The organism is Algoriphagus sp. CAU 1675 (genome assembly GCF_029222925.1).
Taxonomy (GTDB): Bacteria; Bacteroidota; Bacteroidia; order Cytophagales; family Cyclobacteriaceae; genus Algoriphagus.
Window position 1 is genome coordinate 500,947 of sequence record NZ_JARHUI010000003.1, and the last position, 26,090, is coordinate 527,036.

Sequence of the window (26,090 nt, forward strand, 5' to 3'; positions counted from 1 at the left end):
CCATGGCAAAGCAAAAAAACGACTGGAAAAAAAGAGATGGAGTAGTCTATTCCACTAATAACGATTTTGAATTCAGCTACGAATCTGAAGAGAATCAGGAAACCCTCCCTCCTTCCCAACAGAATCTTAAAGTAATGTTGGACAAAAAGGCAAGGGGAGGAAAACAAGTAACCTTGGTTGAGGGCTTTGTGGGGTCCGAAGAAGATTTAAAAGAATTAGGAAAACTCCTCAAGTCCAAATGCGGTGTGGGAGGTTCAGCTAAAGATGGTGAGATTTTGATTCAGGGTGACCATCGCGACAAAATCCTTCAAATCCTACAATCCTCGGGTTACAAAGCAAAAAAATCAGGAGGATAATGAATGCTTCCTATTTAGGATTTCAGGCCAGCCTTTACCCATTCCTTCCTTTTTTGTACTACGAAGCATACAAAGTCCGGAAAACACGAGAAAAACTACCAAGCCTAAGTGAAAGCCTTTCCGTTGGAAAAGGAATAAAGAAAATCTTGATTTTGGGAGAATCCACAGCTGCTGGAGTTGGTGCCAGCAGCCCCGAAAAATCCTTAGGCTCAAGAATTCATCACTTTCTTAAAAATGATTCTACAGTAAAGATTCTGGGTAAAAACGGACTTAAGGTAAGTGAAGTACTTCCCACTTTTTCAGACCAACTTGAGAAAATAAACGGCGACTACGAAGGTATTTTCCTGTTTCTAGGCGGCAATGACTGTTTTCGATTGACCCATCCTCAAAATTACCGCAGTGAACTTCAAAAGTTGATTCGAACTTTGGAGGAGATGTTTTCTCCCCATTGGATTTACTTGGCTGACATCCCTCCTGTTTATAGCTTCCCGGCCTTCTCTCCTTTCGTAAAATATTTCATGATAAGGCAGAGAAAATTTCTCCAAAGGGAGATGAAAAAAATTTCAATGGACAACCCAAAAGTCATTTTTGATGAAATCAGCTTAAATCTTAACCCAGACTTTTTCTCCAGAGATGGAATCCATCCCTCCGACTGTGGGTATGAGGAAATTGCCAAATTTGCCATTGATGGATTAAAAAGAAGAGGCTTATAAGCTCCCTGGAAATTTTCTTAAATTTCAAAAAATCTACACCTATGAAAGACCTCAAAATAGCCTCATTCATTTTCCTGATTTTATTTTCATTTTGCAAGCCCAAGGAAGAAACAAACTTTATTGTAAACGACCAGGCAAAGGCTCGATTAGATTCAACATTGAACAGCTTTGTTGAAAGTGGGAATGTTGCAGGGATCTCGGCCCTGATTTTTGAAAAGGGAGAAGAAGTTTATTTCAATGCGTATGGTTATGCAGACCGGGAAGCTGGCATTCCAATGGACAGAAATACAATTGTGAAAATTTTCTCCATGACCAAACCCGTGACCGGTGTGGCCCTCATGACCTTATTCGAGGAAGGTAAATTTCAGTTGGACGATCCTTTGGAGAAATATTTACCTGAGTTTGCCAATATGAAAGTCTATCAGGGAGTAGATGAAAACGGGGAAATGATTTTGGTGGACACGGATCGTCCTATTAGTATCCGGGATATTACCCGCCATACTGCCGGTTTTCCCAATCGGGAAGATATCCCGGGATTAAGCGAAGTTATGAGGGAAAAAGATGCCAGAAGTTTCTCCAATACCCTGGCAACCATGGCTGAAAAAATGGGAAGTACTCCCCTTTGGTTCCAACCGGGAACACAGTGGGAATATGGGCTTTCGGTTGATGTCCAGGCCTATTTGGTCGAAAAACTAGCAGGCGTGCCCTATGGTGAATATGTACAGAAACACGTACTGGACCCATTAGGTATGAATGAAACCCAATACTTTCTTCCTGAAAATTTAAGACACAGGTTTTCAGCAATGTACAACAGAACCGGTGAGGGACAACTTGAACGAATTCCTGATTCAGTTGCTCATGAATTCAACTATCATCAGTGGCCCCTTACTCCAGGAGGTTTTGGGTTGACAAGTACCTTGGATGACTATATGAAATTTGCCAGAATGCTAGTCAACCAAGGAGAACTGAATGGGACAAGAATCCTTAAACCCGAAACAGTCCAATTGATGAGTACTGACCAGCTTCCTAAAACTATCACTGAAAAATCCTGGCTTCCAAGCAAAGGACAAGTGGGTTTTGGGATTGATTTTGCAGTGCGGATAGCACCTCCGGCGGATGAAAAAGAAAACAATGGAGTTGTTGGAGAATTTTTCTGGGATGGCGCGGCGAGCACCCTATTTTGGGTAGATCCAAGCAATGATTTGACAGCTGTTCTATTTGTTCAATTACTTCCATACGACGGGATTGGCTTACACAAGAAATTTAGAGATGCTGTTTATGGGCCAATTTCCAGCCCAAGCAACTGAAAATAATTATTTCAAAATACTATGGAGACTTGGATGTTTTTATTCCATTGCTAACTTTGCCGGCAGAAATGAACAACTCACAACTCCATAGTATTTTTTTTGAAGCATATGGTCCAATCCATATTGCTCATCATTTCCATCATTCCTTTTGAGGAATATTTTAACAAACCCACCCGGTGAGGCCGATGACAGGGATTCTGCATTTCACCAAATTTATTTCAAGCCTATTATTTCAAAGTGTAAATTGCCATTATTATGGAAAAAATTATCCGTATTGCCGTGCAAAAAAGCGGCAGATTATCAGAAGACTCCTTAGGCCTCATCAAGGAATGTGGCATCAAATTTTATAACGGTACCGGCAAACTCAAATCCACTTCAACCAACTTCCCTATTGAATTTCTCTTTTTAAGAGATGATGATATTCCGGGATATGTAGCAGACGGTGTTGCGGATTTGGGTATAGTTGGAGAAAATGAACTGGTTGAAAAAGACAAAGATGTCACAACCCTGAAAAAACTGGGATTCTCCAAATGCAGACTGTCATTGGCCATCCCAAAAGGTCAATCCTATACCGGCATCAGTTATTTTGAGGGGAAAAATATAGCCACCTCTTATCCAAAAATTCTCGGTGACTATCTTAAATCCAAGAACATACAAGCCTCTATTCACGAAATCAGTGGATCTGTGGAAATTGCGCCAAGTATAGGGCTTGCAGAAGGAATCTGTGACATCGTCAGTTCAGGGTCTACCCTAATGATGAACGGATTAAAGGAAGTTGAGGAAATATTCAAATCCGAGGCAGTACTAATCGCAAACAATGATTTGGAGGACTGGAAGAAAGCCATAGTAGACAAGCTTTTATTCCGGATGAATGCAGTTCAAAAGGGAAAAAGCAACAAGTACGTTCTTTTAAATGCACCTAACGAATCCCTGGAAAAAATCATCAGCCTAATTCCGGGAATGCGTAGTCCGACAATCCTACCTCTTGCCCAAAAAGGCTGGTCTTCGGTACACTCGGTTCTGAATGAAGATCAATTCTGGGAAAACATTGAAGAATTAAGAGCTGCCGGAGCAGAAGGAATCCTGGTGGTTCCAATTGAAAAAATGGTCATTTAATTCCTGGAGTAAAACCAAAATTAAAATGAAAATTCTGATCAACCCTGGTAAAGAAACCTGGAAAAAGGAACTCGCAAGACCGGTATTTAAAACCAAGCAGATCAATAAGATCGTCAAACCCATTCTTAGAAAAGTTAAGAGAAATGGTGACAAGGCCTTATTTAAATTTGCTCACGAATACGATCATGTCGATCTAGAAAGCCTTTTGGTATCAGCCGAAGAAATCAAAGCGGCTGCTGATTCAATCTCTAATGAGCTGAAGGTTGCTATTTTTCAGGCAAAAGAAAATATTGAACTATTCCATGCTGCACAAGCCAGTCCTGAATTGATTGAGGAAGTCATGCCAGGTGTGGTTTGCCGACGCAAAAGCGTAGCTATTCAGAGAGTTGGACTGTACATCCCCGGCGGAACTGCTCCACTTTTCAGTACAGTTTTGATGTTGGGAATACCAGCTAAATTGGCTGGCTGCAATGAAGTAGTCCTTTGTACCCCCCCAAATAGCAAAGGAGAAATTCACCCAGCCATCCTCTTTACTGCAAACTTGGTCGGTATCCAAAAAATCGTAAAGGCCGGAGGAGCTCAGGCTATAGCCGCCATGACTTTTGGTACCGAATCTGTTCCTCAAGTGGATAAAATTTTTGGTCCGGGAAACCAATATGTAACTGCTGCAAAGCAAATGGCTACCAAGTTTGGCGTAGCAATAGACATGCCTGCGGGACCTTCCGAAGTTTTGGTTTATGCTGATGAAACGGCAATTCCAGCATTTGTAGCCTCCGATTTACTGTCTCAGGCCGAACATGGCATTGACTCTCAAGTAGTTTTGGTAACCAGCACCGAGAAAATTGCCAAGAAAGTCCTGAAAGAGGTAGAAGCTCAACTTGAAAAATTACCAAGAAAAGAGATTGCCAAAAAAGCCCTTGAAAATTCAAGAGCGGTAGTGATGGAGGATCAGACCAAAGCCCTAAAACTGATCAATTATTATGCACCTGAACACCTCATTATAAGTGTAGAAAATGAGGATGAGGTGGTGGATAGCATTTACAATGCCGGTTCGGTCTTTATAGGAAACTTCACTCCTGAATCCGCAGGAGATTATGCATCCGGAACCAATCACACCCTACCAACCTATGGGTATGCCCGAAACTACAGTGGTGTTTCCCTGGACAGTTTCCTCAAGAAAATCACTTACCAGAAAATCAGTAAGGAAGGCTTAAAAAACCTTGGTCCAACTGTAGAAATTATGGCAGCCAATGAGCTTCTGGAAGCACACAAAAATGCAGTAAGTATACGTCTTGCCTACCTCTCAAAAGAAAAGTAAAATGAGCTTTGACCTAAATTCATTGCTGAGACCCCACATTGGAAAATTACAACCCTACACCTCAGCAAGGGACGAGTATACGGGTAAGGAAGGTATCTTTCTGGATGCAAATGAAAATCCATTTGGGTCTATTACGGAAGAAAACTTCAATAGATATCCGGATCCTTACCAAAGTGAACTGAAGGAAGAAATAGCCCAAATCAAAAAAGTCCGGCCCTCCCAAATATTTTTGGGAAATGGTTCCGACGAAGCCATAGACTTGCTTTTTCGGGCATTCTGCAACCCTGGAGTAGACAATGTGATTCTATTGCCTCCTACTTATGGGATGTATGAAGTCAGCGCCTCAATCAATGACGTGGCAGTTCGAAAGGTAGCATTGACTTCGGACTTTCAGCTTCAACACCATAAAATCCTGGAAACAGCAGACAAGAATTCTAAGATTCTTTTCATTTGCTCCCCCAATAACCCATCAGGCAATAAAGTCAAAAGAGAAGACATCCTGTTTCTCCTCAAGAATTTTCCAGGCTTGGTGGTAGTGGACGAGGCTTATATTGACTTCTCAGATGAGCCAAGTTTCACTACGGAATTGGATAAGTTTCCCAACCTTTTGGTTATGCAGACATTCTCAAAAGCCTGGGGCCTTGCCTCATTGCGACTAGGGATGGCTTTTGCGTCCGAAGAAATCATCAGAATCCTCAACCGGATCAAGCCTCCCTATAATATTTCCGGATTAACTCAGGACACGGTACTGAAAGCAATCCGGAATAAGGAAAAAGTGGACCAAATGATCCGGGATATTCTTATGGAACGCGAATACCTAACAAGAGAATTGGATAAACTGGACTTTATTCAAAAAATACATCCTTCCCATGCAAATTTCCTACTGGTCCAGCTACCCAATGCAAGTGAGATTTATGATGCATTGATTGAAGAGAAAATCATTGTAAGAAACCGCTCCAAAGTCATTCTTTGTGAAGACTGTCTAAGAATAACTGTTGGAACACATGCAGAGAACCAGGCTTTGATTCAGGCCCTGAAGAAGATTTTCAAAGCCAAACCCTAACCTATTGATCTAATGAAAAAAAGAGTTTTATTTATTGACCGTGATGGGACGATTATCAAGGAGCCGCCCACGGATTATCAGGTAGATAGCCTGGAAAAACTGGAATTCATTCCGAAGGCAATTTCAAACCTAAGAAAGATCGCCGAGGAAACAGACTTTGAATTAGTAATGGTTACCAATCAGGATGGATTAGGAACAGATTCCTTTCCCGAACAGGACTTTTGGCCAGCTCAATACAAAATGCTCAAAACCCTCGAACAAGAAAATGTTTTGTTCAAGGCAATCCATGTAGACCGGTCTTTTGAGCATGAAAATTCCAACAACCGAAAGCCAAGAACAGGCATGCTTCAAGAGTATTTCTCTGAGGAATATGATCTGGAAAACTCTTATGTGATCGGAGACAGGGAGACCGATATTCAGTTGGCTCAAAACCTGGGATGCAAAGCAATCTATTTTGGATTTGATAAAGAAGATGCCGCCCTTTGTACCAAAGATTGGGATGAAATCTATTCCTTTCTCAAAATGCCTCACCGTAGCGCAGAGATTCACAGAAAAACTTCAGAAACAGACATTTTGATCAAACTGAACCTAGATGGCAGCGGTAACTGCAAAATCTCCACTGGGCTCCATTTCTTTGATCATATGTTGGAACAACTTGGAAAACATGGTTCCACTGACCTTGAAATCACGGTAAAAGGAGATCTTCATATTGATGAACATCATACTATTGAAGATACAGCCCTGGCTCTTGGGGAGGCTTATCTGAAAGCTCTAGGAGATAAAAAAGGAATTTACCGCTATGGATTTTTGTTGCCGATGGACGATGTGCTTGCCCAGGTAGCCATTGATTTTGGTGGAAGACCTTGGTTGGTTTGGGATGCTAGTTTTAGCCGGGAAAAAGTTGGGGATATGCCTACGGAGATGTTCTATCATTTTTTTAAGTCCTTCTCAGATACTGCTAAATGCAATCTTAATATCCAGGCAAAAGGAGACAACGAACATCACAAAATCGAAGCCATATTCAAAGGCTTGGCCAGAGCTATCAAAATGGCCGTCATGAGAGATCCAAGAAACATGAATCAGCTCCCAAGTACCAAAGGAGTCCTTTAATTTTCAGGGGATTAGAAAAATTTAAAATGAATTATTTTTTTCTAATCCTCTATTTTTTGTTTACTTCGCATATGCTACGAATTTTTCATATACCAACTATCATTTTATTGTCAATCCTTCTTTTTTCCTGCAGAGGTGAATTGGAAAAGGCTGAAAGTCATTTTGAGAAAAAAAACTATGAAGAGACAATTTCCAATTTGAATACCTTCCTCTTCTTCAACGTCACCAATACCAAGGCATTGCATCTGCGTGCCAGATCCTATGAAGAATTGGGGAGAATCAAAGAAGCCATTGAAGATTACGAAAGGATTCTTTCCATTGATCCAAGTTCTGCCCAGGCAATGGCAGGAATCGGTAAGATTTATTTCAACCAAGAGGAATATAATAAAGCGGAATTAATACTTCTAAGAGCCGCTAAAACAGATCCTGCCAATTATGACATATTGTTTTTGACGGGTAGAGCTCTTCTGCAAACTCAGAATTTTAAACTTGCCAATAGTTTTTTTGAGCGGGCAAAAGAAATCAACAATGAAGATCCTGAACTATACTTTTACCAAGGTATGGCAAGGGCATATATCGGAGATGCCTATGGTTGTGCCGGTTCATTCAACATGTATGTCAACAAGCAACCGGACAACCTAGTGGCAGTCTATAACCGAGGTTTTGCCTATATGCATTTAGGCTATTTGGAATGGGCTTTGGAGGATTTTGAAACAGTCCTAAAGAAAAATCCTACCCATAGAGAAGCTTTGGCCAAAAAAGGGATCTGTATGGCCAAATTGGGAGATCATGAAGGGTGCAATTTTATACAAAGAGCTGCAAATATGGGTTCCGATTATGCTCAAAGCAATTTGGACCTTTGCAGTTAAAGTAATCTTTCCTTCAAGGCTTGTTTATAGTTTGGAATTGCTTGGTCCACAAGCCCAAGAAACAAATACGGCTCAATCAATTCCAATTCCATAAGATTAAATTCACCATTGATCAGCACTCCATCTACTCGGGCGTAAAGCGTGTTTTGAGCAAATTCCCTGACAAAGCTTTTTGCTGATTCCAAAAGCTGTTTGTCAGGTTCTATGGTCTTTATCGTCCCACCAAAATAATGCTGTACTCTAAAATCTGATTGTGCGGGGGTTTTCAAAACGGCATGGGAAAACACTCCATTGAAAAACAGTAAAGAATACTCTCCTACTTCGGCCACTTCAGAAATAAAAGGTTGTACTAAATAATCTTCCTCCTGAATCATCATCTCAACCTTTCCCTCAAAATCAGCCCATTGGGAAACAGGTATTTTCAAAGTGTTTTTTGCACCACCACTGACCAGAGGTTTAATTACCAAAGTATCGGCAGAAATTTTGGATTGAATTTCCTGAAAATCAATCTTTTTACCTTTTTCCAATAACATACCGGCAATGACAGGGTAACCCCGCTCTGCTATCTCCAGAAGGTAACTTTTAGTGGAATTCCACCGGATAAGATCCAGATCATTCCATACCGGAATTCCCAACTTTCTTACCTTTTCGATCCAAAGCAAAAACTCCGGGTAATAATCAAAATAATCCCAAACAGATTTGATCAGTAAACAGGAGAATTCTGACCAGTTTACCGATGGATCAGACCAGGCTACAATCTTATTTTTAACTCCAAGTTCAGTTAATAAATCGGAGAGGATTTGGTCTTCATCTACGGTATTGGCATCATATGCTCCAGTAGAAAAATAGCTGACGATTGCTGCGTATTGGCTCATGGGTGAATTTTGTGCAAAACTAGCCTTATATCAAAAATTGCAAAGACCATTCTTCAAAAATCATCTCGAAACCTTACTTTTGAGTTTTCATTATTCATGCAACACAAAAAACTAGTCATAATCCCTACCTATAATGAACTGGAAAACATCCGGGAAATGATTCGTGTAGTGATGGATTTAGAGGGAAGTTTCGAACTTTTAATAGTTGACGATGGCTCTCCTGATGGAACCGGAGAAGTTGTAAAAACACTTCAAAACACCTATCCTGATAGACTACACTTAGTGGAACGGTCTGGAAAACTTGGTTTAGGGACAGCCTATATCACTGGCTTTAAGTGGGCTTTGAATAAAGAATACGATTACATTTTCGAAATGGACGCTGACTTTTCCCACGATCCCAAGGATTTGATCCGGCTATATAAAGCCTGTTCAGAGGATGGGTTTGATATGGCAATCGGGTCCCGTTACATCACAGGGGTCAATGTAGTTAACTGGCCAATAGGAAGGGTTTTAATGTCCTATTTTGCCTCTGTGTATGTAAAATTCATCACAGGAATGCCCTTTAAGGATGCCACTGCCGGCTTTAAATGTTACCACAAATCCGTATTGCAGGGAATCCAATTAGAAAAAATCCGATTTATCGGATATGCCTTCCAGATAGAAATGAAATTTACGGCCTGGAAACTCGGCTTTAAAATCACAGAGGTTCCAATCATATTTACGGACCGAACCAAAGGCACTTCCAAAATGAGTAAGGGAATATTCAGAGAAGCTGTCTTTGGAGTAATTTGGATGAAAGTTAAAAGTATCTTCTCCCCGTATCAACTCAATCAAAGCGAATTGACTGAATAGGTTCTACTCTAGAGATTACCAAAACTGGAATCCATAGAACCAAGGCAGTCAAAATACTGACTCCAATATTGATAATTATAAAAACCGGCCAATTCCATTCAATTGGAACGTAATTCATATAATAGCTTGCCGGATCAAGGGGAATTATTCTAAACTGATCCTGCAAAAAACCCAACCCTAACCCTATCAGGTTTCCTATAAGCAAACCTCTCAGTAGAATTCGGATTCCATTCCAAAAGAAAATCCTTCGGATCTGTTGATTTTTCGCACCCAAAGCCTTGAGTAAACCAATCATTTGAGTGCGCTCCATAATCAGAATAAAAAGAATGGCTGCCATATTGAAAATAGCTACAAAACCAATTAAACCAATGAATACATACACATTGGTATCCAGTAACTTAAGCCAATCAAAAATCTCCAAAAACTTATCCTGGGAATCGATGAGTTTCAAGTCCAAATCCAGAATTTTCTCCATGGACTTCACGAGTTCAAAAGAAGGTTTTTCGTTGACAAAAATCTCCAAACCTCCAATCTGATCCTTGGTCCATCCATTTAGATTTCGAATGGTTTGCAATTCCCCGATCAAGATTTCCTCGTCAAAGTTTTCAAGGTAAGTTTGGAAAATCCCAACTACCTCTACCCTTCTAAACCGTGGTGGGTTCTGGACAAAATATAGAGTGATTTTATCTCCAGCTTCGAGCATCAGTTTGTTTGCTATGACCTGGCTAATCATCACCTCATTGGAGGTTCCTTCCTCAGGTATATCAAGGATACGGCCGGACACCAAATACTTGGAAAAAGACTGAGCATCAAAATCCCCTCCCACACCTTTCATCAAAACACCTTCAACTTCCTCCTCTCCTTTGATTAGGGCGGCTTTATGGGCAAAAGATTGCGTCTTTTCAATAAATGGAAGATTGGAAGATTGCTGAGCAAATTCACTGTTTAGGGAAAATGGCGTTTCCTCAAATGAATTGCTCATGGTAAAACGCTGAACCTGGTAATGACCCGTAAAACCATAAACTTTATCTGCAACGGTTTTTTGGAACCCTCCCAAAACCATAAATGCCAATATAGAGACCGCCAAACCAACGGCAAGACTCCCTACGGCGATTTTGTGGATCGTTGTGGAAAATCCTCCTGCTTGCTGAAAGCTGATTCTTTTTGCAATGAAATAGGAAAGGTTCAAAGGAGTGATTTAATTTGTCCAAACTCAGCGCAAAATAGTATGAAGCAAATGAAAAATGCATTTCTAATTTATTTTTTGGTAGGATTTATGGCTTTTAGCCTTCCTTTCCTGTCCTATGCCCAAAGTCCCATCCTAACCGGGGCCGAACAGTTTTCTCTTTATGAACCTCTTTTAAAAGGAAAATCAGTAGGCATTGTGGCCAATCAAACCTCCATTATGCCCCAAAGCAACAACAAACATGTGGTGGACTTTTTGTTGGAGAAAAAAATCAATTTGAAGAAGGTTTTTGTGCCTGAGCATGGATTCAGGGGAAAAGCAGATGCCGGTGAAAAAGTGGACAATAGCATTGATGAAAAAACAGGTTTACCCATTGTTTCACTTTATGGCAACAACAAAAAGCCAACAGCAGAACAGATTAAGGATTTAGATATCATCATATTTGATCTTCAGGATGTAGGGGTTCGCTTTTTCACCTACATCAGTACCATGCATTATATCATGGAAGCTGCGGCAGAAAATGGCAAAGAAGTAATCATCTTTGACCGCCCAAACCCAAATGGAGATTACATCGCTGGGCCAGTGTTGAAAAAAGGATTTGAAAGCTTTGTGGGTATGCACCCTATCCCTGTCGTGCATGGATTGACTGTAGGAGAACTAGCACAGATGGTCAATGGAGAAAAATGGCTCAAAGGGGGTCTTTCTTGCAAATTGACAGTTATCCCTGTGAAAAACTGGGACCATTCCATAGCTTACAGCCTACCCGTAAAACCTTCTCCTAACCTTCCCAACGATTTAGCAATCAGGCTTTATCCAAGCACCTGTTTCTTTGAAGGAACAGTGGTTTCACTAGGTCGCGGAACCTATTTTCCCTTCCAGGTTTATGGATATCCTGATCCAAAATTCGGAGATTTCACTTTCACTCCGGTAAGCATAGACGGAATGTCCAAAACCCCTCCTCTGCAAGATAAACTATGCTATGGACGAGACTTGAGAGGAGAAAGCTTGGACCATCATTTTTCACTCTCCTATCTTTTGGAAGCCTTTGAGAAATCCCAAATGAGGGAAAAATTCTTCAACAACTATTTCAATACTTTGGCAGGAACAGACGAAATCAAGAAAATGATGCTGGCCGGAAAAAGTGCTGAGGAGATAGAGTCCAGTTGGGCTTCAGGACTGGAGTCTTACAAAAAGCTAAGAATGAAATACTTGATTTATAAGTAATACAAAATGTCAGTAAACAGTAAGAAAGGTAAGGACTTAAGGATTGTTTATATGGGGACACCGGAGTTTGCGGTACCCTCCTTGGAAATATTGATAGAAAACGGTTGGAATGTAGTAGGTGTGATCACAGCCCCGGATAAGCCTAAAGGAAGGGGACAAAAATTAATCCCCTCTCCTGTCAAAGAATCTGCCTTAAAACACGGCTTGACTGTACTACAGCCCACCAATCTAAAGTCACCGGAATTTTTAGCCGAACTGAAAGCACTCAATGCAGACCTTCAGATCGTAGTAGCTTTTAGAATGCTTCCCGAGGCAGTGTGGAATATGCCTCCTATCGGTACATTCAACCTACATGCTTCCCTTCTTCCAAACTACAGAGGTGCAGCTCCAATCAACTGGGCTATTATCAATGGGGAAAAGGAAACCGGTGTCACTACGTTTTTCTTAAAACATGAAATAGATACGGGAAGCATCATCTTTCAGGAAAAAATTCAGATTCTGGAAGAAGATGACTTGGGTACAGTCTATGAAAAATTGATGAAGCTTGGGTCGCAGTTGGTTTTAAAAACAGTAGAGGCCATCGCTAACGATGAGGTGCATCCACAACCACAAGATGAAAGCAAGTTCATACACCATGCTCCAAAAATCTTCAAGGAGACCTGTAAAATAGATTGGAATAAATCCGCTAGGGAAATCCACAATCTGGTCCGGGGCTTGTCCCCTTACCCAGCGGCCTGGACGGAATTGGACGGAAAGGTTTGCAAAATTTATAAAACAAGGGTTGAGGAATATGGAAATAGTGTTTCACCTGGTGAAGTGCTTTCTGATGGAAAATCCTATCTCAAATTTGGAACAGCCGAGGGCTTATTAAATGTTCTAGAGCTTCAGCTGGAAGGCAAAAAAAGAATGGGTATAGGAGATTTTCTAAGGGGATATCATTTGAATCCCTAAGAGAATGTCAAGCATATAATTTCAGTCTTGGATTTTTTTTGAGAACTTCAAGCAACCTTTTTTGTCATTTTTAAATCCTAATCGTATGAACACAAAAACTTTAATACTCTCGCTATCAATTTCTTTAAGCTCCATTACTCTTCAGGCACAGTCCTTAAAGGGAATCAAAAATGCTGCTTCCAGAGGCATCAATAAGGCCCTTGAAAAAAAGGCTGAAAACGAAGCCGAAAAAAGTATGACTGCTTGGATGGAGGGTCTCGGAAATCAGGCTGAAACTCTTGCAGAGTATAATTTTTCAGGATTTCTGACCATGGAAGTTACCTCCAAAAGCAAAAATGGAAAGTCCGATGATCCGGTCCGATTTAAAAATTTGATCAGTGAGACCGGAGATTATTCCGGAATGGAAATAATAGATCCGAAAAACTCTGATTCAAAAACCACTCTGATCTTGGATCCAAACAATATGGCTACAATCATTTTGCTTACTGAGGGAGATCAAAAAAGTAGTCTTTCGTACTCTACCGATAGTGAACAATTCCCTTTAGATCTAAATGACAGCAACTCGGAGGATTATAAAGCTGACAATTTCCATCTGGAAAAAACAGGGAACACCAAAACCATTTTAGGCTATGAATGTGAGGAATATGCATTTTCCAATGAGGAAGGAGAAGGAACCTATTGGGTCACTTTAGAACCCATTGAGGGATACAATTTGTTTTTTCCGGGTTCGTCCAACCCCATGATTTCCAACAAATCTATAGATAGATATTCTGGCATGTTTGAAAACATCCCCAGTGGAAGTTTTATGGAAATGCAGTTCATGGAAAAAAATGGAAATCAAACAGAAATGAAGGTTGTGGAAATTGAGCTTTCTCATAAAACCAACTTTCAAATGACTGATTATCCAAATGCATTTTCTTCAAGGAATTAATTTTAGTTCCAGGAATATTTTTAAGGAGCCCTTTGTGGCTCTTTTTGTTTTTTTAGCCAACAAAGACTGGTAACTTAAGGCTCTTTTAGTATAAAAAAATGACAATTTCCATCATAGTTGCCAAGGCAAAAAACAATGTAATTGGGAGAGAAAACGACTTAGTTTGGAGGTTACCCGCTGATTTTATGAGGTTTAAGGCTTTAACCACTGGTCATCATCTCTTGATGGGCAGAAAAACCTTTGAATCTCTGGGAAGACCACTTCCTAATAGAACTCATCTCGTGGTAAGTAGAGATCCAGATTTTAAAGTCCCGGAAGGACATTATCTTTTTCCCACAATAGAGGATGCTTTTACTTTTTGCAATAAGATCGAGATCGATCATTTATATATCATTGGAGGGGGAGAAATCTATAAACAGACCCTGAATATTGCGGACAAACTCATCTTGACTGAGGTGGATACAGAGCCAGAAGGAGATACTTTTTTCCCAGAAGTAGACTATTCTAAATGGAAAGAAATTTTTAGGGAGTTTCACCCCAAGGACGAAAAACACGAATATTCCTTTTCCTTTATAGACTACGAAAAAATTGAAAAATAACATGCCTTCTTCCGTGATCTGGATTACGGGTGCTTCATCGGGAATTGGAGAAGCCTGTGCATTGAAATATTCAAAGAAGGGGTATAGAGTGATTCTTTCCTCCAGAAATGAAAAAGAACTCCAACGTGTCAAAAGTAAATGTCTAAGCCCACAGGATATTGCAATCCTCCCTCTTGATTTGAGTGATGCGGACTCATTGCCCGATAAGGTAAAGGAAGCAATTCAAATCTTTGGAAAAATTGACATCATGCTTCATAATGGAGGCATTAGCCAGCGTTCCTTAATCCAGGAAACTGAACTTTCAGTAGACAGAAAACTCATGGAAGTCAATTTTTTTGGAACTGTTTGCCTAACCAAAGCGCTCCTTCCCCACTTTATCCAAAATAGATCAGGTCATTTCGCGGTGGTCACAAGTTTGGTAGGGAAATTCGGTACGCCATACCGGTCTGCTTATTCAGCATCCAAACATGCTCTCCATGGTTTTTTTGATACATTGAGGGCAGAACAGTTCAAGGATAATATAGTTGTTAGTATGATTTGTCCGGGTTTTATCAAAACCAATGTTTCGATAAATGCCCTAACCTCTGACGGAAGCCCCCTGAACCAAATGGATGATGCACAGGAAAAAGGGATGAGCCCTGAGGAATGTGCTGATCAGATCTTCAAAGCCATAAGCCATAAAAAAGAAGAAGTTTACATAGGAGGAAAAGAAATCTATGGAGTTTACTTAAAGCGTTTTTTTCCAGGGATTTTTTCCAAATTTCTCCGAAAAGCAAAAGTCAGATAAACCAACTGTATGAAACTCATCAAAGCAGAAATTATAGCCATTGGAGACGAATTGCTCTATGGTCAGATTCTAGACACCAACAGCCACTGGATTTCCCAAGAGCTAGATTTGCGCGGAGTGAAAGTTATCCGAAAAACAACCGTAGGTGACAATCGAGCAGATATCCTTCAGGCCTTTTCTGAAGCTGAGGAACGTGCTGATCTAATTTTGATTACCGGTGGATTGGGCCCCACTCAGGATGACCTGACCAAACCACTACTCGCCGAATATTTCGGATGTCCAATAGTAGAGTTTCCTGAAGCTGTGGCCGCTGTCACGGAATTTTTCAAAAAAAGAGGAAGGGAAATCACGCCTCTGAATATTTTACAAGGACATCTTCCAGCTTGCTGTACCTATGTACCCAACCCAATGGGAACAGCTCCGGGAATGTGGTTCAGTAAAAAGGGTACTTATTGGATGTCCATGCCTGGAGTGCCCTATGAGATGAAAAAACTCATGCAGGACTTTGTGCTCCCCAAGCTGTCTAAAATATTTGATTTACCAGTGATCTATCACAAAGTGATCAAAACCGTTGGCATTGGAGAAAGCTGGCTTGCAGACTTGATCAAAGATTGGGAAAATGCACTTCCTCAACATATTCGATTGGCATATCTTCCCTCCCCAGGCCATGTCAAATTACGCCTGACTGGGTTTGGAACAGACCAAAAGACTCTTGAAAAAGAAGTGGACATTGAGATTCAAAAAGTTCTCCCTCAAATCAACAAATATGTGTATGGATTCAATGAGGAAACTCTTGAAACAGCCATTGCAAAGCTTTTGAAGAACGCCGGAAAAACTCTAGCTTTGGCTGAAAGCTGTACAGGCGGGTACATATCGCATCTGGTTACTACGGTAGCAGGAAGCAGCAATTATTTTCAGGGATCAATAGTTCCCTATCATAATCAGTTCAAAAATGAAATCCTGGGAGTTTCTCAGGAGACATTAGATGAATATGGGGCCGTTAGCGAGCAAACTGTCCGTGAAATGGCTGAAGGAGTCCGAAAACTATTTCATTCAGATTTTGGACTTTCCAGTAGTGGAATTGCTGGACCTGATGGAGGAACCGAAGAAAAGCCGGTTGGAACAGTTTGGATAGCTTGTTCCGGTGAAGGGATTTTAAAGACTAAAAAACTTCAATTGACCCAAGACAGGCTTCTCAATATTCAGCTCACTGGAGTGGCAATATTGAACCTCCTGAGAAGATGCATTTTGAATATTGAAGAATAAAATTTTATGCTAAAGGTTTGTATTACTATTTTATAAAATTTAATTTTAAAAGTTGAATATAAACCCAATTAAATACCAAAACTAGTATGGCAAGCGTAGAAATGCTGATGCCCAAAATGGGCGAAAGTATCATAGAGGGCACCATCCTTACCTGGCTAAAAAAAGAAGGAGATACCATTGAGCAGGACGAGTCAGTTTTGGAAGTTGCGACAGACAAAGTAGACACGGAAGTCCCTGCCACTCATGGTGGAATTTTGAAAAAAATTCTTGCCAAGGAAGGTGACGTAATTGCCGTAGGTGCTCCAATTGCAATTATTGAAACTAGTGGTAATGCTGATGTTTCCATACCTTCAAAAACAGAGGCGAATCCTCAGGACAAAGAAGAATTAATAACCATTGCACCAGAAAATACGGCATCTTTAATTTCCAGTGCAGAAGAAATCTCACCTGTAGCTGAGGACGGAAGATTCTATTCACCGTTAGTAAAAAGCATCGTAAAAGAAGAAGGAATCTCGTCCACAGAACTTGCCCGAATTCCGGGAACCGGAAAAGACGGAAGAGTCACCAAACAGGATATGATGGACTATCTCAAAAAGAGAACCCAACCAACGGCTTCTTCTCAAGAAAAAGCGCCATCTATTGCTGAGTCTAAGGTTCAGGTAAGTATTTCCGCTACAGACGAAATTATTGAAATGGACCGTATGCGTAAAATGATTGCGCAGAGAATGGTCGATTCCAAGAGAATTTCTCCTCATGTTACCTCTTTTGTAGAGGCAGACATGACCAATATTGTTTTATGGAGAGAAAAAAACAAAGATGCGTATAGGGCCAAATATGGCGAATCCATTACCTATACCCCGTTTTTCATTGAAGCCATAGCCAGAGCAATTAGAGATTTCCCTATGATCAACATCTCTGTGGACGGAGACAAAATAATCAAGAAAAAAGACATCAATGTGGGAATGGCAGTGGCCTTACCTTCTGGAAATCTGATTGTCCCTGTCATTAAAAATGCTGATCAACTGAATCTGGTGGGTATTTCCAAAAAAGTGAATGACTTGGCAAGCCGCGCCAGAAACAACAAACTGAGCCCGGATGATCTGATTGGAGGAACATATACAGTCTCAAACGTCGGGTCGTTTGGAAACGTAATGGGCACACCAATTATTCCTCAGCCTCAAGTGGCTATTATGGCAGTTGGTGCGATTGTCAAAAAACCAGCTGTAGTAGAAACTCCTACTGGGGATGTTATTGCAATCCGTCACAAAATGTTTCTCTCCCACTCCTATGACCACAGGGTTGTAGACGGTTCTTTAGGAGGAATGTTTGTCAGAAGAGTAGCTGATTATTTGGAGGCTTTTGATATGAATTCAACATTCTAAAAATAAACCACTTTAAAAAAGAAGCCATCTGGGAATTAACTCAGATGGCTTCTTCATTTTTTATGCTATTCTTTGATTTTTTTGGATTGGATTATTTTCCGGTAATAATCAAGTTTATCAGCCAAAACAGCCAAGCGAATTGGTTTAGTCAAATAGTCATCCATTCCGGAGTCCAATGCTTTTCTCTGGTCTTCTTCAAAAACATTAGCAGATAAACCTATAATAACCACATCATCTTTTCCCTTAATCTTCCTGATTTCTTCAGCTGCCTCAAAGCCATTCATAATTGGCATCTGGACATCCATCAAGATCAAGTCGAAATCCGTTTCTTTCACTTTATCCAAAGCCTCCTTTCCGTTTCTAGCAATGCCATAGTCAAATCCCAACTGATCAAGCATTAATTCCATCAGTTGAAGATTCAAGTCATTGTCTTCCGCCAGCAACAGGCGGAATGGAATAACCGATCCATTTTCTCGAATTTGCTTCCAACTTGTGACTTCCTTTGGGAGGGAAACAGATTCCTCACTGGCTTTTTTGACCAAGAGGGAAAAAGAAAATTCAGATCCTATTCCAGGTTCACTTGAAATAAAAAGCTCACCACCCAATAATTCGATCATTTTTTTGGCGATGGCCAAGCCAAGACCGGTTCCTTGGTAGGTTCTTGTATTCGAACTCTCAATCTGAAAAAATGGGTCTGTCAAATGATCCAAATGTTCCTTGGAAATTCCAATCCCTGTGTCTTTTACTTTACAGTTCAGGGAATAAAGCTCATCATGGACAGGCTCCAATTCCAGGGACACTTCAACTATCCCGTTTTCCGGAGTGAATTTGATGGCATTTCCGACTAAATTCAGGAAAATCTGATTGATTTTTACTTTATCTGATTCGATTTGAACAGATGCATTTTCACCCTTACTGAAACTGAATTTAATGTTTTTCTTTTTGGCTAAGCCCAAAAGGATCTGGGCCTGTTTTTCCAATTCATCTCCAGGCGCAAAAACTTCATTCACTACTTCGATTTTACCCACTTCAATTTTTGAATAATCGAGAATGTCCCGAATAATTGATAAAAGCGTATTTCCTGAATTCTTAATGATTCCAACATACTGTTTTTGAACCTTATTCAGATTAGTCTGTTCGAGTAGATCAATGATTCCCAACAAGCCGTTCATAGGTGTACGTATTTCATGGGACATATTCGCAAGGAATTCGGATTTGGCTCTGTTAGCCTGATCAGCAGCCTGCATGGCATCAACCAATCCTTTTTCCCAAATTTTTTGACCGGTGATATCTTTGGAAATAGAAACTATATGTTCGGAATCAAGAGGAAAAAAGCGTGTTTCATAATGCTTGATACCACTTGGAAGATTTACATGAACCTGAACTGTCTGTATCTTTCCCGTCGCCTGGGCTAACTTAAATGACTCCAATACCTTTGTTTTCTCCTCGATCTCCACCAAATCTTCCAAGTACTCACCTTTCCAAAGTTGTGATCCTGGCAAAACTTGAACGCCATCTGGAATATGATAGTCGATGACCCTTCCGTCACTGTCATATATATAAATGATATCAGGAATGTTATTGATCAGGGTTCTAAGTCTATTTTCACTGTTCACCAGCTTGGTATTGGATTCAAATTGCTGGGTTATATCTGTACAGATTCCAATCCCTCCTGTAAACCTTCCAGATTCATCAAAGACCAATTTCTCAAAAATCCTAAGTCGCAGCTTAGTTCCCTCCGGCCGAACGTAGTCATACTCCATATCCAAAATGTCCTTGTTTTCAGCCAAGGCTTCCATTACGTTCTTTTTGATTATTAAAACTTCCGGATGATCTGATTCATCTAAAAATATTTGGATAAACTGTTCCTTGGAAAGACCCAAGATTGATTCAACTTCATCACTCACCCTTGTGATATGGCCCTGATAATCATAAAAAAACACAAAGCCTCTCAACTCCTGAAGCAATAAGTTTTGTTGTCTGAAGAGAGCGGAGATTTCCAGGTAATTTTCTTCCTGAAAACGCTGGAATTCCAGGTTGTTTTTTAGGGAAACAAAAAAGAAAACCACGGTTCCAACCAAAAGGAATACAAAGCCTACAAAAAAGAACAAATACGTACTGTAAATACCGGTGGTCAAACTTTCAGTGGCTGACAAAAACACCAAGGACCCCGAATGGTTGGAGAGTACGAAACTAAATGGATACTGTGCAAGAATCCCAGAAATTTCCTCCCCCTCAACATCCCACTCAATTGGGTAAAGCCCCTTAAGGCCAAGTGCGACATCCCCTATTACTTTTGAAAGTTCCTCCTCAGACAATTTAATCTTAGTATTTCCAGAAGGATTTAAATCCACTAACTCAGCATTGAAAATCAAATATTTTCCGCCTCCTGGACTCAGATAGAAATTCGTCACATATTCTTTAGTAAAGGACACCAAGTCCAAGGAATACAAGGCTCTGAATCCCTTCTTACCCAAGCGCAAGTTGGAATATGGTTTTGTCTGGCTGTCCGGAAATTCTTGAGAACTTCTAGTTCTAAAAAAATCATTCCTTTCATTCATATTGAAAATCAAAACCGAGTCAATCATATCCACCCAAACAGAATCAATAAGATTGGGGAAAGAATTGAACATCCTTCTGGCAGCTGAGGTAAACTCCTCATCATAATCGTCAAGTTCATGACCAGGATCTTCCAAATAGTTGACCAAATCCTTGGATTCCTCTTCAAAGCGCCGAATCTCAAGCTCCAATCCTCTGGCAGCCAATTCGGTCTGTTTACCCAAAAACTCCTTTCTTGAATTTAGCTGAGTTTCAAAAATGGCATTGAAAAAGGAAATGCCGAGAATAATCACTAAAACAACCAGTACAGACCCTACAATCAGTGTAATGAAAAAATCCCCTTTTCTGAAAAAATTGCTTCTCATCAGATTTTCGTGTTGATTTCAATTAAATACCAATCAATCAAATTAAATGATTGGCAGTATGCATCAATCAGATAAGGTTCATCCTCGAACTTATAATAGGTGCTGCCCTTCAGATTGAAGTCCTGAATCATTTTCCTGACATCTAGACTTTTACTATTAAACAGATTGAAATCCGAAACCCTGAAATTGTCTTCTTTTATAGTTTCGCGATAAACATGGTTTTTGAGTGGAGGCATACTCAAAGCTTCTATCGCAGAAGCTTTTCCAGCTACTATATCTCCCTTTTTATTTACAATTAACAAATTACCCTCCTCTTCATCCAAAAACCGCTCTATCACAACATCCACTTTCACATCAATACCCAATACCGCAAATAATTCCTCATTTTCAAAAACCGGATGGATCAAAGACAAAATCCACCCTCTTCCTGCCGGATCCACGTATGGTTCTGGTATCCAGATAGGCCCCTTACTTGGGTTATTCTCTAAATCGGCCTCGTAATAAAAATTAAAATCCTTTACATCGATATTCGGGTTCACAAGATTCATCGCATCAAAAGAAGGATAAACTCTGGAAACCTGGTTTTTTGAATTCGCATATATCTGCGCCACTACTTTATACCTATTGATCAGTCTCTTAAATGCTGAATCCAATCCATTGGTATATACCACTTCATCCAAGGCTTGGGCATAGTCAGGTGTAGTATTCAAAATTGAAAGCGAGCTCAATACAGAATCTTCGCCTGGCAGATTGTTGGAAAATGGCCCTCCGTTGAATTCATATTTAGAAGGCTCATGAAATTGTTTTAAGCTGTCTTTTTTTGCTAAGAGAAATTCATAAAAATCTGCCAGGCGAACAATTTCGGAAGTCAGGTTATACCCTGTATCTTCCAACTTTTTTATCAATCGGGAAAGTTTTGCCTGCTCTTCACTTTGGATTGAAACATTTTCCTTTTGACAGGAAGTGAAGATTATCAATAAAACAAGAATGAATATTGCGGATCGCTTCATAGTTACCGACATGCTTTCAGGAAATTATAAATTTTCCAATTGCCGGCGAAGGGAAATCCCCATTTCTTCAAAGCGTTTTTTCACATTTTCAAAAAACTCCCCTTCCAAAAACTGCTCTAAATCCCCCTCTTCTAAGATATCCAGTTCGTTTAATTTGAAGGTTTGTTCCATGGGACCCAATTCAAACTTGAGGATATATTTATTGTTCCAAGAGAAAATACTGATTCGTACTTCCTCTCGGACCAATTCGCTTACAACTCTCATAGTGGTTTTTTGACTTCAGAAGAGAAGGTAATTTTTGACCTAAGAGAAGAAGAAACTGAACAGTATTTTTCAACAGAGAGCGCGACCACTTTTGCAAATTCCTCTGGCTTGGCATCAGGAGATACCAATGTGAATTTTAAATTGATGTCGGTATAAAAAGCCGGAACGCCATCATTTCTTTGTCCTTCCAACTCTACATAAAAATCAACGATTTCTTTTCTCTTTTTCTTCATCATCAGGACTGCATCGACAGAAGCACACCCTCCCAAAGCGGAAAGCAACAAGTCCATGGGAGATTGTGCTTGCTTATTGGGAGCATCATACATATCGATTTTTACCATGTTGCCTTGGGCATTGGTCGCCTCGTATTCATAATCCGCCTTCATGCGAACAGTTACAATTCTTTTTGACATAATTTTTCGATATAAATCTTAGGATCAATCCAAAACAAATTTCTAACAATAACCTCCCAAATCCAATTACATATTTCTTCGATACTGCCCCCCAACCTCATAAAGGGCATTGGTGATTTGACCGAGGGAGCAATATTTGACAGCTTCCATTAGGCGCTCAAAAACATTCTGATTACTAATGGCAGCTTTTTTCAAACTCAACAGCTGAGATTTTTCCAAACCATCGTAGGTTTTATGGAGGTTTTTCAGCGTCTGAATCTGCGCCTCTTTCTCTTCCTTTGTGGCGCGTATTACCTCTCCGGGGATGATAGTTGGAGAGCCGTCCGCTGATAGGAAAGTATTCACACCGATAATGGGATATTCACCCGTATGCTTGAGCATTTCATAATGAAGACTCTCCTCTTGGATTTTCCCTCTTTGATACATGGTCTCCATCGCACCCAGAACGCCTCCTCTTTCCGTAATTCGGTCAAACTCAAGGTAAACAGCTTCCTCTACCAAATCCGTAAGCTCTTCAATAATAAAGGCTCCCTGAAGAGGATTTTCATTTTTGGCCAGACCCAATTCTTTATTGATGATTAATTGGATGGCCATCGCACGTCTCACCGAGGCTTCTGTAGGAGTTGTAATGGCTTCATCGTAGGCGTTGGTGTGAAGGGAATTACAGTTATCATAAATAGCATACAAAGCCTGCAAAGTTGTACGAATGTCATTGAAATCAATCTCCTGAGCATGGAGAGAACGGCCAGAAGTCTGTATATGATACTTCAACATTTGAGAACGCTCGTTTGCTCCGTATTTCAGTTTCATGGCCTTCGCCCAGATTCTCCTTGCCACCCTTCCGATCACCGCATATTCCGGATCAATTCCATTGGAAAAGAAGAAGGATAGGTTCGGTGCAAATTCGTTGACATCCATCCCCCTAGACACATAGTATTCCACATAAGTAAATCCATTGGATAAAGTCAAGGCCAACTGGGTAATTGGGTTAGCTCCAGCTTCTGCAATATGATACCCCGAAATGGAAACTGAATAAAAGTTTCTGACTTTATGATCAATAAAGTACTGCTGGACATCCCCCATTAATCTCAGGGAAAATTCAGTTGAGAAAATACAGGTATTCTGGGCCTGATCCTCTTTTAATATGTCTGCCTGAACAGTTCCTCTCACTTTGGAAATGGTATCAGCTTTGATTTTTTCATATACCTCCTGTGGTAACACCTGATCCCCAGTCACCCCCAACAACATCAAACCCAGACCATCATTGCCTTCCGGAATAGTCCCCATGTAAACAGGTCTAGAAAGCCCTTTTTCTTTATAAATAGCCTCTATTTTGGCATTTACCTCTTCTTCCAGTCCATTTGCCTTGATGTAAATTTCACATTGTTGATCGATGGCTGCATTCATAAAAAACGCAGTCATAGTTGCTGCAGGCCCATTTATGGTCATTGAAACTGACGTCATAGGATCCACCAAATTGAAGCCGGAGTACAGCTTTTTGGCATCATCCAGACAGCAAACATTGACACCTGAGTTTCCGATTTTCCCATAAATATCTGGACGATAATCAGGATCTTCTCCATACAAGGTTACCGAATCAAAGGCCGTGGACAGACGCTTTGCCGGCATGGCTTTGGCTACGTAATGGAAGCGTTTATTGGTTCGCTCAGGCCCTCCTTCTCCAGCAAACATTCTAGTGGGGTCCTCTCCTTCCCTTTTGAAAGGAAATACACCCGCTGTGTAAGGAAATTTTCCAGGTACGTTTTCTCTCAAACTCCACTTTAACAATTCTCCCCATGCTTCATATTTTGGAAGGGAAACTTTAGGAATACGGGAATTGGAAAGAGAGGCATTATAAGTTTTTACCTTTAGCTCTTTGTCTCGGACTTTGAAAACGTAAAAATCCTCTTTATATCTGGAGACTTCCTCTGGCCATTCTTCCAGCCACTTTTTGTTTTTTGGATCCAGCCCCAACTCTACTTGGTAATAAATCTCTTGAAGTTCTTTGATCAACCTATCTTTATCAGCAACATTGCTTGCCTGGATCGTATCCATGGATTTTTGGATACTGTATAATTGCTGAGCGATTTCTTTTTGATCTTCCACCCACTTGTCATAATGGCGGTTGGATTCTGTGATCTCACTTAAATAGCGGGTACGAGCCGGGGGAATGATGTAAATCTTCTCAGAGTTTCCAGCAGAAAGTTCAAAATTGCTCTGCCAGCCACCAAACTTATCATGGACTTTCGAGATGATTTCTCGATAGAGTTGATTCATTCCCGGATCGTTGAACTGAGACGCTATAGTCCCAAAAACCGGGATATCCTCATCTGCCATATCCCAGAAGTTATGATTTCTCTTGAATTGTTTTTTTACATCCCGGATTGCATCAAGAGCGCCTCTTTTGTCAAACTTGTTTAAGGCAATCACATCCGCAAAATCAAGCATATCGATTTTCTCCAACTGAGAAGCCGCTCCATATTCAGGAGTCATGACATACAGGGATAGGTCAGAATGCTCGATAATTTCGGTATCGGATTGGCCAATTCCAGAAGTTTCCAAAATCACCAAATCATAACCTGCAGCCTTTACAGTGTCCACCGCATCCTGCACATAGCGGGATAGCGCAAGATTGGATTGTCGGGTAGCAAGGGAACGCATATAGATCCGGGGATGATGGATGGCATTCATTCTAATCCTATCCCCTAGCAATGCTCCTCCTGTTTTTCTTTTTGATGGATCTACCGAGATAATTGCAAGAGTTTTATCTTCAAAATCAAGCAAAAATCTTCTTACCAATTCGTCCACCAGAGAAGATTTGCCAGCACCCCCTGTACCTGTAATCCCTAATACTGGGGTAGTTTTGGACTTGCGCTGACTTCTTATCCTTTCATGTAAAGTGGATGCGCTTTCCGGGAAATTCTCAAAAGCAGAAATGACTCTCGCTACCTTCCCCTTGTTTTTAGGATCCAAGTCCAAGTTTTCGGGAAGTTGATCTCCAATTGGAAAATCACATTGCTTAACCAAATCATTGATCATACCCTGAAGTCCCATAGCACGGCCATCATCAGGAGAATAAATTCTAGAAATGCCATATTCATGCAATTCTTTGATTTCCTCCGGAAGGATGGTTCCCCCACCTCCTCCAAAAATCCGGATATGTCCAGCTTCTTTTTCCTGAAGCAAATCGAACATATATTTAAAAAATTCTACGTGGCCTCCTTGATATGAGGTTATAGCAATCCCCTGAACATCTTCCTGAATGGCGCAGTCCACGATTTCCTGCACAGAACGGTTATGACCCAGATGGATCACTTCGCAACCGGTGGACTGGATGATTCTGCGCATAATATTGATCGCTGCATCATGCCCGTCAAACAAAGAGGCTGCGGTTACGATTCTGATGTGGTTAGTTGGCTTGTAAATCTCTTGCGTAAAAGTCATGACTTTGGGTTAATTTCTGTTCCTGATCCTATTTCAAACAAAGTAAATAGGATAAACTTTCTCAATTTTCTGCAGGGCGAATATAAGAATTTTAAGGAAGGCCTGAGACACTTCCGAAAAGTGAAACAAA

At 40.5% G+C, this 26,090-nt stretch carries 23 protein-coding genes; 16 read left to right on the forward strand and 7 right to left on the reverse strand.

Annotated elements, in window-relative coordinates:
- Window positions 1-2 precede the first annotated feature (2 nt).
- The 8 genes from P2G54_RS09360 (at window position 3) to P2G54_RS09395 (ending at window position 7,852) form a co-directional block, all read left to right on the forward strand.
- Window positions 3-356, forward strand: coding sequence for a translation initiation factor (locus P2G54_RS09360; protein ID WP_275870440.1), 354 nt, complete (start codon window positions 3-5; stop codon window positions 354-356).
- Complete coding sequence (locus tag P2G54_RS09365; protein WP_275870442.1) at window positions 356-1,069, forward strand: GDSL-type esterase/lipase family protein; 714 nt, start codon at window positions 356-358, stop codon at window positions 1,067-1,069. The genes P2G54_RS09360 and P2G54_RS09365 overlap by 1 nt, the downstream gene beginning before the upstream one ends.
- A gap of 41 nt (window positions 1,070-1,110) precedes the next feature.
- On the forward strand, window positions 1,111-2,376 hold the full coding sequence (locus P2G54_RS09370; protein ID WP_275870444.1) for a serine hydrolase domain-containing protein: 1,266 nt from the start codon (window positions 1,111-1,113) through the stop codon (window positions 2,374-2,376).
- 255 nt (window positions 2,377-2,631) lie between these two features.
- The gene (hisG, locus tag P2G54_RS09375; protein WP_275870446.1) at window positions 2,632-3,492 is read left to right on the forward strand and encodes an ATP phosphoribosyltransferase; all 861 of its coding nucleotides are present in this window, start codon (window positions 2,632-2,634) and stop codon (window positions 3,490-3,492) included.
- Window positions 3,493-3,517: 25 nt separating this feature from the next.
- Window positions 3,518-4,810 (forward strand): histidinol dehydrogenase, encoded by a 1,293-nt coding sequence (hisD, locus tag P2G54_RS09380; RefSeq protein ID WP_275870449.1) that lies wholly within the window; start codon window positions 3,518-3,520, stop codon window positions 4,808-4,810.
- Window position 4,811: 1 nt separating this feature from the next.
- A complete protein-coding gene (hisC, locus tag P2G54_RS09385; protein WP_275870451.1) occupies window positions 4,812-5,873 on the forward strand; it encodes a histidinol-phosphate transaminase in 1,062 nt (353 codons plus the stop codon).
- A gap of 12 nt (window positions 5,874-5,885) precedes the next feature.
- On the forward strand, window positions 5,886-6,983 hold the full coding sequence (gene hisB, locus P2G54_RS09390) for a bifunctional histidinol-phosphatase/imidazoleglycerol-phosphate dehydratase HisB (RefSeq protein ID WP_275870453.1): 1,098 nt from the start codon (window positions 5,886-5,888) through the stop codon (window positions 6,981-6,983).
- Window positions 6,984-7,090: 107 nt separating this feature from the next.
- Window positions 7,091-7,852 carry a tetratricopeptide repeat protein gene (locus P2G54_RS09395; RefSeq protein ID WP_275870455.1) on the forward strand — a complete coding sequence of 254 codons (762 nt, stop codon included), beginning with the start codon at window positions 7,091-7,093 and terminating at the stop codon, window positions 7,850-7,852.
- Here P2G54_RS09395 and P2G54_RS09400 read toward each other — a convergent pair.
- Window positions 7,849-8,727 carry a glutathione synthetase gene (locus P2G54_RS09400; RefSeq protein ID WP_275870457.1) on the reverse strand — a complete coding sequence of 293 codons (879 nt, stop codon included), beginning with the start codon at window positions 8,725-8,727 and terminating at the stop codon, window positions 7,849-7,851. The two genes, P2G54_RS09395 and P2G54_RS09400, sit on opposite strands and share 4 nt — an antisense overlap.
- Before the next feature lie 96 nt (window positions 8,728-8,823).
- Between P2G54_RS09400 and P2G54_RS09405 the strand changes: the two genes are divergently transcribed.
- Window positions 8,824-9,579, forward strand: a complete 756-nt coding sequence (locus P2G54_RS09405; protein WP_275870459.1) for a polyprenol monophosphomannose synthase — start codon at window positions 8,824-8,826, stop codon at window positions 9,577-9,579.
- On the opposite strand, the gene P2G54_RS09410 is transcribed toward P2G54_RS09405, so the two are convergent.
- Window positions 9,554-10,768, reverse strand: coding sequence for an FtsX-like permease family protein (locus tag P2G54_RS09410; protein WP_275870461.1), 1,215 nt, complete (start codon window positions 10,766-10,768; stop codon window positions 9,554-9,556). The genes P2G54_RS09405 and P2G54_RS09410 overlap by 26 nt on opposite strands.
- Window positions 10,769-10,807: 39 nt before the next feature.
- Here P2G54_RS09410 and P2G54_RS09415 point away from each other — a divergent pair, with 39 nt between their 5' ends.
- From P2G54_RS09415 to P2G54_RS09445, 7 genes are all read left to right on the forward strand, one after another.
- The gene (locus tag P2G54_RS09415; RefSeq protein WP_275870463.1) at window positions 10,808-11,989 is read left to right on the forward strand and encodes a DUF1343 domain-containing protein; all 1,182 of its coding nucleotides are present in this window, start codon (window positions 10,808-10,810) and stop codon (window positions 11,987-11,989) included.
- Between the two features lie 6 nt (window positions 11,990-11,995).
- Window positions 11,996-12,940: a methionyl-tRNA formyltransferase gene (gene fmt, locus P2G54_RS09420; protein ID WP_275870465.1), complete on the forward strand. Its 945-nt coding sequence runs from the start codon at window positions 11,996-11,998 to the stop codon at window positions 12,938-12,940.
- An 85-nt stretch (window positions 12,941-13,025) separates the two neighbouring features.
- Window positions 13,026-13,871 carry a DUF4412 domain-containing protein gene (locus P2G54_RS09425; RefSeq protein WP_275870467.1) on the forward strand — a complete coding sequence of 282 codons (846 nt, stop codon included), beginning with the start codon at window positions 13,026-13,028 and terminating at the stop codon, window positions 13,869-13,871.
- Window positions 13,872-13,969: 98 nt separating this feature from the next.
- The gene (locus P2G54_RS09430) at window positions 13,970-14,470 is read left to right on the forward strand and encodes a dihydrofolate reductase (RefSeq protein WP_275870469.1); all 501 of its coding nucleotides are present in this window, start codon (window positions 13,970-13,972) and stop codon (window positions 14,468-14,470) included.
- A 1-nt stretch (window position 14,471) separates the two neighbouring features.
- Window positions 14,472-15,257: an SDR family oxidoreductase gene (locus P2G54_RS09435; RefSeq protein WP_275870471.1), complete on the forward strand. Its 786-nt coding sequence runs from the start codon at window positions 14,472-14,474 to the stop codon at window positions 15,255-15,257.
- A 9-nt stretch (window positions 15,258-15,266) separates the two neighbouring features.
- Window positions 15,267-16,523: a competence/damage-inducible protein A gene (locus P2G54_RS09440; protein WP_275870473.1), complete on the forward strand. Its 1,257-nt coding sequence runs from the start codon at window positions 15,267-15,269 to the stop codon at window positions 16,521-16,523.
- An 86-nt stretch (window positions 16,524-16,609) separates the two neighbouring features.
- The gene (locus tag P2G54_RS09445; protein ID WP_275870475.1) at window positions 16,610-17,905 is read left to right on the forward strand and encodes a dihydrolipoamide acetyltransferase family protein; all 1,296 of its coding nucleotides are present in this window, start codon (window positions 16,610-16,612) and stop codon (window positions 17,903-17,905) included.
- Window positions 17,906-17,970: 65 nt separating this feature from the next.
- On the opposite strand, the gene P2G54_RS09450 is transcribed toward P2G54_RS09445, so the two are convergent.
- The 5 genes from P2G54_RS09450 to P2G54_RS09470 form a co-directional block, all read right to left on the reverse strand.
- On the reverse strand, window positions 17,971-20,829 hold the full coding sequence (locus tag P2G54_RS09450; RefSeq protein WP_275870477.1) for a PAS domain-containing hybrid sensor histidine kinase/response regulator: 2,859 nt from the start codon (window positions 20,827-20,829) through the stop codon (window positions 17,971-17,973).
- Entirely contained in the window at window positions 20,829-21,839 is a 1,011-nt protein-coding gene (locus tag P2G54_RS09455; RefSeq protein WP_275870479.1) for a cache domain-containing protein, read from the reverse strand. Before P2G54_RS09455 ends, P2G54_RS09450 begins: the two co-directional genes overlap by 1 nt.
- A gap of 24 nt (window positions 21,840-21,863) precedes the next feature.
- Window positions 21,864-22,103: a hypothetical protein gene (locus P2G54_RS09460; RefSeq protein WP_275870481.1), complete on the reverse strand. Its 240-nt coding sequence runs from the start codon at window positions 22,101-22,103 to the stop codon at window positions 21,864-21,866.
- Entirely contained in the window at window positions 22,100-22,516 is a 417-nt protein-coding gene (locus P2G54_RS09465; RefSeq protein ID WP_275870482.1) for an OsmC family protein, read from the reverse strand. The genes P2G54_RS09460 and P2G54_RS09465 overlap by 4 nt, the downstream gene beginning before the upstream one ends.
- A gap of 66 nt (window positions 22,517-22,582) precedes the next feature.
- The gene (locus tag P2G54_RS09470; protein ID WP_275870484.1) at window positions 22,583-25,960 is read right to left on the reverse strand and encodes a methylmalonyl-CoA mutase family protein; all 3,378 of its coding nucleotides are present in this window, start codon (window positions 25,958-25,960) and stop codon (window positions 22,583-22,585) included.
- Window positions 25,961-26,090 lie beyond the last annotated feature (130 nt).